The following is an 8,468-nucleotide window of genomic DNA, read 5'->3' as shown; positions in this document are numbered from 1 at the left end:
CGTGCGTGGGGCGGCGGCAAGCCCGGCTACCACCAAGCCAGTGGTGACAAAGCATTGATTTTTCAGTGAAACAGCCTGCGGCGGCCGCTCGGGCGCCGCAGGGCGCTACAAAAAAATGCGGCGAATCGATAAAAAAGCTTGGCAAACTGGTAATTCATCTCTATTATTCGCCGCTTCCTAGCCCTGCAGCACATTGGGGCCCTGTACAGCAGTACGGGCATGGGTGGTTAGCTCAGTCGGTAGAGCGTCTGCCTTACACGCAGAATGTCGGCGGTTCGACCCCGTCACCACCCACCAAATACCTGATGATCAGCAAGCATCATCTGCTGGTGGTCAACAAAACAAGAGAGATAGATCGGTGGCTTGGTATGCCGGCTTCGCTCGGCAGCATCAGATAGCGCTACTATCCGCTCGGCAACACATCAAAGGGTGAACGAAAGTTCACCCTTTTGCTTTTTCAACCGCCACAGTTGCAATGCGCCGTCATGGCGCGGAGATAGCGCTTCCATGTTTGATTTTGTGCATAACAATCGTCAGCTGGTCACCATTTCCCTCGGTATGGTGATCCTCGGCTTGGTGGTGGGTGGTGGTGTTGCTGGCTACAGTGCCGGCATGGGCGAGAGCTTTGTAGCCAAGGTCGATGGCAAGAAGATCACCGAGCGCGATCTGGCCCGCGAAACCGGCGGCCAGCCGATTCCCGATGCGATGAAGCCACAAGTGGTGGAACAGCTGGTACAGCGCCAGATCCTGATGAATGAAGCGGCGCAGCGCCATATCTATACCAGCGATGCCCAGCTGCGCGAGCAGATCATGGCCATCAACGATTTCAAAAAGGATGGCAAGTTCGACGCCGAGCTGTACAAGACCATCCTGGCTGCCCAGCAAAAAAGCGTCGAGCAGTTCCAGAACGAAATGCGCGACCGCCGCAGCCTGCAGTTGTTGGGCGGCCCGATCGTGGAAACCGGCATCAGCTCCAAACTGGCTACCGACAAGCTGATCGAAGCGATGTCGGCGCCGCGTGAAGTGGCCAGCCTGGTGTTTGCCGCCGACCAGTATCTGAACAAGGTGTCGGTCAGCGAGGCCGAGATCAAGCAGTACTACGATGGCCACCATGGCGAATTCAACCAGCCGGAGCGGGTCAAGCTCGACTACGTTGTGCTGTCGCGTGAAGCGATGGCTGCGGCCTTGCCGGTGGATGAAGCCACCCTCAAGGACTACTTCGAAAAGAACAAAAAAGAGCTGGCGCAAGAGCAGCGCCATGCCCGCCATATCCTGATCAGTGCGGATGCCAAGGCTTCAGCGGCCGACCGTGCCGCAGCCAAGCAAAAGGCCGAGAAGCTGTTGGCCGAGCTGAAGAAGAATCCGTCCGCCTTTGCCGAGCTGGCCAAAGCCAACTCGCAAGACCCCGGCTCGGCGGCCCAGGGTGGCGATCTCGGCTTCTTTGGTCCGGGCCAGATGGTCAAGCCCTTCAACGATGCGGTGTTCAGCCTGGCCAAGGATCAGTTGAGCGATGTGGTGGAAACCAGTTATGGCTACCATATCATCCAGTTGCTGGAGGCCAAGACCAAGACGCTGGATGATGTAAAGCCGGCGCTGATCGCCCGCATCCAGCGCGACAAGGTTGGCGCCGCTTTCCAGCCGGCGCTCGATAAGCTGAGCGATATTGCCTACCAGCAGGCCGATAGCCTCAAGCCCGCTGCCGATGCGCTCAAATTGACCATCCAGACCAGCGGCTGGTTGACCCGCGAGCAAGCGGCCGAGCCCTTGCTGAACCAGGCCAAGCTGCGTGAAGCCGCCTTTAGCGCCGATGTGCTGACCAAAAAGCACAATACCGAAGCTGTTGAAGTGCGCCCCGGCGAGTTTGTCGTGGCACGTATCAACAGCCATCAGGTTGCGGCTTTGCTGCCATTGGCGGAAGTGTCGCCACGCATCGCCGACAAGCTCAAGCGCGAACGCGCCGGCAAGCTGGCCCAGGAAGAAGGCAAGAAGGCACTGGCCGCCCTGCAAAAGGGTGAAGCCTTGAGCACCCCGTTCCAGCCCGCCAAGCAGGCAAGCCGTATCGATTCGCAAGGCCTGGCCAAACCGGCTCTCGATGCCGTGTTTGCTCTGCCAGGCAACAAGCTGCCTGCCTTCACCGGCGTCAGCGATGACACCAGTTATACGGTGTATCGCGTTGCGGCGGTGAAGCCGGAAGCGGCCCGTGCAAAACGCCTGGAAGGCTTCTCGACCGGCCTCGCGCAGCAGGCAGGCAATGCGGTGGTGGATGCCTATTTGGCTGAGTTGAAAAAGCAGCACAAGGTCGAACTGTCGAAGTAAGGACTTTGCCTTATGCCTGAAAGCCCCGGACCATGGTCCGGGGCTTTTGCATTTGCGCAGGGCGCTGCCTCGTATGGCGCGTGAGTCGCAACGGAACGCAGCGTGTGGCAGTGAACGCCAGTGCCATCAAGGCTGGAGCCGGGCTGAGGCAGGAGTGCGGCGTTTGCATATCGCAAAGGCAAAAGCCCCGCAGGCGGGCGCCTGCGGGGCTTTGGGCTAGTCCATGGCCGGTAAAGCGCCTTACCAGCGATACTTCATGCCGACCGAGAAGAAGCGGCCGACGGCGCCCGACAAGTGATAGCCGCCATTGAAGTTGATCGCACCATAAGTTTGTGGGTCCAGCGGGGCGATGCGGTCAAACAGATTGCGGATGCTGCCGTAGACTTCGCCGGACTTGCTGAACTTCCAGCTGCCATACAGATCGACGGTGGTGAAGGAAGCAATCCGGCAGCCGGCTGGTGCTTCACTGCCGTCTTCGAGCACATTGAGGCAGTCGGGCGACTCGGCGGCTTCGATATTGCGCATGCTGCTGATGTAGTTGATGGTAGGGGCAATCGTGTATTCGCCCTTGTTCCAGGTCAGGCTCAAGTTGGCGCGATTGCGTGGCATACCGCCATTGCTGCTCAGTGCGGTCGGGCCGTGGGTGTCTACATAGTTTACTTTTACCCCGCTATTGAGCGTGCGCTCGAATTTGCCGGTATAGGTCCAGTTCAATGCTGAAGTCAGGCGGCCATAGTCACCGAGGCTAAAGCGATTGTTAAGTGCGAAGTCGACGCCATGGGTCACCGTGCTGTTGGCATTGAAGTAGGGGCCGATAAACGCCACGATCGGGCCGGAATTCGGCACGCCGGGAATCCACGTCGACTGATCCGGGTCGCGGACAATGCGGGTGGAAGGGAAGGATGAGCGGTTGGCGAACACCAGCAGGGGCTGTACCGAATTGATTTCATTGCGGCGTTCGATACGCCAGACATCCAGCGTGGCACTGGTATTGGCGAAAGGCTCGATCACCAGGCCGAAGCTGGTGCTCTTCGACGTTTCCGGCTTGATACCCCTGTCGCCGAGCGTGAGTGCGCCCACATTGGCGGGATCGCAGGCGTTCGCCGGGCCGCCGGGGCGGGGCCGGTTGGGTGTCACCGAGGTATCGCAACGTATATCGTCGACCGGCCCGGTAGTGAAGCCGATGGTGGAGCTGTTGCCGTTCTCGGCAGGCCCAGGGGCGCGGAAGCCCTCGGCATAGCTGCCGCGTATTGCCAGGCTCTTGGTTGGCGTCCATTTGAAGCCGACCTTCGGGGTGGTGGTGCTGCCAACATCCGAATAATGATCAGTACGCGCAGCGGCGGTCAGCTCCAGTGATTTCAGTACCGGTAGCGAAAGTTCGGCATACAGGGCAGATACCTTGCGATCGCCGGCAAAGGCGGAATAGCCAAGGCCGATGATATTGCCGTTCTCGGTGCCGGGTACCGGCGGGGCGGTCAGCTTTTCAATGCGGTACTCACTGCCGAGGGCGATGGCCATCGGGCCGCCGGGCAATTCCATCAGCTCACGACTGGCCTTGAAGTCGAAGGAGGTGGTCGAAGACTTGGACTTGTCGTGTAGAGCAGGCGCAATGTAGTCGTAGATGCCGGGGTTGTTCTTGCCGGCGTTGACGCCAATCCGGTAGTAGCCAAACGGCGACTTGCCCTGCAGCGCATTGAGCATATTGCTGTAGCTGACATAGCCGCGCTGGGTCCGGTCGGTTTCCGAATCGGCATACATGACGGCCGAGTCGATATCCCAGTCAGCCACCGTGCCCTTGATGCCGCTGACAAAGCGGGCCACCGTGGTTTCCAGCTTGCTCGAGCGTTGGCCGATATCGTCGAACAGGATGCGCAGGCGGGCATTGCTGGTTGCGAATGGGTTGTCGGGGTGGCCGACCGGCAAGTAGAACCAGCTGGCCGATACCAGACCGGAAGTCGCGTTATTGAGCCATGGATTGCCGTTGATGGTCTGCGGTGGCGTACTGTGTGCAGCGACATCGGATTTGAAGATGGCGGCTTCGCCAAACCAGCTCAGATTGTCGTTGATGGCGTAAGTGGCGCGGCCGAACAAATTGAGCTTTTCTTCCTTGGGCTGCAGTTCAGCGTAATCCGTTGTCGACCAGGCGCAGCCGCCGTGATCGAGCTGTTTGTCGCTGGGGCAACCAGGCAATGCTTGATAGCCGCCCTGCGATTTGCCACCGGTAACGATCGAGTAGCCATCCGGACTATAGGGGCGCACCCAACCATAGCGATTTTGCGATACCTGGGTCGGCCCGAGATAGTAGCCACGGAAGCCACCTTGCGCGGTGCTGGTGCGATCATAGCCGAGCGCGGTCAGGTCGCCGGTACCGATAAAGCCACGCCCTTCGCGGTCGCTTTGCTTGATGGCAGCGCGGCTGGAGGCCTCCAGGTCAAAGAATGCGTTAAAGCGCCCCTCGTTGTATCCAGCGACCACCGCGGCGCGTGCTTCATTGCCGTCGCCATAGCGCGATTGCCCGGCGCTGGCATTAAGCGCGACGCCGCTGAAATCCTTGCGCAGGATGATGTTGAGTACCCCGGCGATGGCATCCGAGCCATAGATGGCGGAGGCGCCATCCTTGAGCAGCTCCACTCGATCCACCGCGTCGAGCGGAATTGAACTGAGGTCGACAAAGGTGCGCTGCCCATCGTCCGATAGGCCATACGGCGCGGTGCGCCGGCCATTGAGCAATACCAGGGTGGCGTTGACACCGAGGCCACGCAACGACACGCCCGAGGCGCCCGAGGCAAAGCCCGAGCTGAACGAGGAGCTCACCGTGCCGTTATTGTCGGCAGACAAGGAACGGATCACGTCCGAAATGGTTTGTGCGCCGCTTTGCTCGATTTCCCTGCGGGTGACGATCTGCACCGGCGCGGCCGTTTCGGCACCTACCCGGCGAATGCTGGAGCCGGTTACTTCGATTTTCTGCGTTTTCTGCGCCTCGTCCGCCAATGCCAGCGCGCTGCCGCCAATTAGTCCGACGCAGGCCAAAGCCCGCGCAATCTTGTTCATCCTCACTATGCATCACTCCCTAGGTTAGGCAGGCCGGCAGCCCTTGCTGCCGGCACATGCCGGCTCGGGCATAGGGGCGAGCTCCATGCCGACCGGCGTAACGCCACCTTATTGAGTGAGCCTGTCCTTGCGCGGTGAGCCGGGATGAAAGCCCGTCGTGAGGAGTGATGTGGGCCGATTGGCCGACTGGGTGGGACCGCGTGGGGCTGCAGTGTTGCAGGGGAGCAACCGCCTTGACCGGGCAAGCCTAGGCTCTGTTGACGTTTTGCCGACGGTCGCGCCGGGTCGAGTTTTGCGGTAAATCAAGGCGGAATGAGTGCGGCATAACGGCTTATGTAAGCGAATGACAACGCGGAGCTACCGCGAAACTCGGCCCGGCCCTGTGGGTTTCGCCGGAAAGCCGCCAGGCGCTGTGTTGTTGCGCACTGAGGTAGATCACTACCTTGCGTGCACAACGCCTTGCGCTTGGCGGTTTTCCGACGAAACGCGATCCGCCGGCAAAACGTCAACAGAGCCTAGCTTCCTTGCGGCAACAGTTTCTTCAGGTAGTAGCCGGTATGGCTGGCAGGATTGGCCGCCACCGCTTCCGGCGTGCCGCTGGCAATGATCTGCCCGCCACCACCGCCACCTTCCGGCCCCAGATCGATCAGCCAGTCGGCGGTCTTGATCACATCGAGATTGTGCTCGATCACCACCACCGTATTGCCATGCTCGGCCAAGCGCTGTAACACAGTCAGCAGCAGGTCGATATCGTGGAAATGCAGGCCGGTGGTCGGCTCGTCGAGGATATACAGCGTGCGGCCGGTATCGCGCTTGGACAGCTCCAGCGCCAGCTTCACCCGCTGCGCCTCGCCGCCGGACAAGGTGGTGGCGCTCTGGCCGAGGCGGATATAGCTCAGGCCCACATCGATCAGGGTTTGCAGCTTGCGGGCGATCACCGGCACGGCGTCGAAGAATTCGCGCGCATGCTCCACCGTCATGTCCAGCACTTCGGTGATGTTCTTGCCCTTGTACAGCACTTCCAGGGTCTCGCGGTTATAGCGTTTGCCGTGGCAAACATCGCAAGGTACGTACACATCGGGCAGGAAGTGCATTTCCACCTTGATCACGCCATCGCCCTGGCAGGCCTCGCAACGCCCGCCCTTGACATTGAAGCTGAAGCGCCCCGGCCCGTAGCCACGCTCGCGCGAAGCCGGTACGCCGGCATACAGATCGCGGATCGGCGTGAACAGGCCGGTATAGGTGGCCGGATTGGAGCGTGGTGTGCGGCCGATCGGCGACTGGTCGACATTGATCACCTTGTCGAACTGGTCGAGGCCGGTAATGTCATCGTGCGGCGCCGGCTCGGCATTGCTGCCGTAAATCGCCTTGGCGGCAGCGGTATACAGGGTGTCGTTGATCAGGGTGGACTTGCCCGAGCCGGATACGCCGGTCACGCACACCAGCATGCCCAGCGGCAGCGCCAGATCAACGCCTTTCAGATTATTGCCACGCGCGTTTTTCAGCCGCAGCCAGCGCTCCGGGTCGGGCTGGCGCCGCTGGGCCGGTACGGCGATCTGCCGCTTGCCGGACAGGAACTGGCCGGTCACCGAATCGGGGTTGGCCATGATGGCTTCCGGCGTACCGGCGCCCAGCACCTCGCCACCATGCTCACCTGCGCCCGGGCCCATATCCACCACCCAGTCGGCGGCGCGGATCGCGTCTTCATCATGCTCGACCACGATCACCGAATTGCCCAGGTCGCGCAGGCGCACCAGGGTGCCAAGCAGCCGGTCGTTATCACGCTGATGCAGGCCGATGGAGGGCTCGTCCAGCACATACATCACGCCGGTGAGGCCGGAGCCGATTTGCGAAGCGAGGCGAATCCGCTGTGCTTCGCCGCCCGACAAGGTGTCGGCCGAACGATCCAGGCTCAGGTAATCGAGGCCCACATTCACCAGGAAACCGAGCCGGTCGGAGATTTCCTTGACGATCTTTTCAGCGATCTGCGCCTTGTTGCCCTGCAAGCTGAGCCCGGCAAAAAACTGGCTGGAATCGCGCAAAGCCAGCTGGCTGATCTGGTGCACATTCTTGTCGGCAATGCGCACATGGCGCGCCTCCAGCCGCAAGCGCGCACCGGCGCAGCTCGGGCAGGGCTGGTTATTCAGGAACTTGGCCAGCTCCTCGCGCACGGTAACCGAGTCAGTCTCGCGATAGCGCCGTTCCAGATTGGGGATGATGCCCTCGAAGGGATGCGATCGCTCGAACTTGGTGCCTTTTTCATTCAGATAGGTAAAGCGGATATCGTCCTTGCCCGAGCCCTGCAGCACCACCTGCTGCACTTCAATGCTCAGCTCATCCCAGGGCGCATCGACGCTGAAACCGAAGTAGTCGGCCAGGCTGGTCAGCATCTGGAAATAGAACTGGTTGCGCTTGTCCCAGCCCTTGATGGCGCCGGCCGCCAGGCTCAGATGCGGAAATGCCACCACCCGCTTCGGGTCGAAAAACTGGATGGCGCCGAGGCCATCGCACTTCGGGCAGGCGCCCATCGGGTTATTGAAGGAGAACAGCCGCGGTTCCAGCTCCGGCAGGCTGTAGGAGCACACCGGGCAGGCGAACTTGGCCGAGAACCAGTATTCGCGGCCCGTATCCATCTCCACCGCAATGGCGCGGCCGTCGGCATGGCGCAAGGCGGTTTCGAACGACTCGGCCAGGCGCTGCTTGAACTCACCACGTACTTTCAGCCGGTCCACCACCACATCGATCGAGTGCTTCTTGTTCTTTTCCAGCTTGGGCACCGCGTCGATCTCATATACCTCGCCATCGACGCGTAAGCGCACAAAGCCCTGGGCGCGCAATTCGTCGATCAGATCAAGGTTCTCGCCCTTCTTGCCTACAATCACCGGCGCCAGAATCATCAGCTTGGTGTCTTCCGGCAGGGCCAGCACATGGTCGACCATCTGGCTCACCGTTTGCGATTCCAGCGGCTGATCGTGATCGGGGCAGTAAGGGGTACCGACCCGCGCGTACAAGAGCCGCAGGTAGTCGTGGATTTCGGTGACCGTGCCCACGGTGGAGCGGGGATTATGGCTGGTGGCCTTTTGCTCGATGGAAATCGCCGG

Annotated in this window: 3 protein-coding genes and 1 tRNA gene; 2 read left to right on the top strand and 2 right to left on the bottom strand. The window is 60.8% G+C overall.

Features of this window, described 5'->3' with window-relative positions; all coding sequences use genetic code 11:
* Nucleotides 1–221: 221 nt before the first annotated feature.
* Together ACE3OH_RS15860 and ACE3OH_RS15855 are read left to right on the top strand one after the other, a co-directional pair.
* Nucleotides 222–297, top strand: a tRNA-Val gene (locus tag ACE3OH_RS15860).
* Between the two features lie 210 nt (nucleotides 298–507).
* Nucleotides 508–2,316 (top strand): peptidylprolyl isomerase, encoded by a 1,809-nt coding sequence (locus ACE3OH_RS15855; RefSeq protein WP_374355044.1) that lies wholly within the window; start codon nucleotides 508–510, stop codon nucleotides 2,314–2,316.
* 240 nt (nucleotides 2,317–2,556) lie between these two features.
* Here the strand turns inward: ACE3OH_RS15855 and ACE3OH_RS15850 are convergent, their stop codons facing one another.
* Nucleotides 2,557–5,367 (bottom strand): TonB-dependent receptor domain-containing protein, encoded by a 2,811-nt coding sequence (locus ACE3OH_RS15850; protein WP_374355041.1) that lies wholly within the window; start codon nucleotides 5,365–5,367, stop codon nucleotides 2,557–2,559.
* Nucleotides 5,368–5,882: 515 nt separating this feature from the next.
* On the bottom strand, nucleotides 5,883–8,468 hold a 2,586-nt coding region (gene uvrA, locus ACE3OH_RS15845; RefSeq protein ID WP_374355038.1), incomplete at its 5' end, for an excinuclease ABC subunit UvrA.

Source organism: Chitinimonas sp., from assembly GCF_041904975.1.
GTDB lineage: Bacteria > Pseudomonadota > Gammaproteobacteria > Burkholderiales > Chitinimonadaceae > Chitinimonas.
This window is presented reverse-complemented; position numbering and strand designations above follow the sequence as displayed.

Bases quoted from the DNA above. Each gene is read 5' to 3' on its own strand.
- ACE3OH_RS15855 (WP_374355044.1), top strand. From the start codon at position 508: ATGTTTGATTTTGTGCATAACAATCGTCAGCTGGTCACCATTTCCCTC.
- ACE3OH_RS15850 (WP_374355041.1), bottom strand. From the start codon at position 5,367: ATGAACAAGATTGCGCGGGCTTTGGCCTGCGTCGGACTAATTGGCGGC.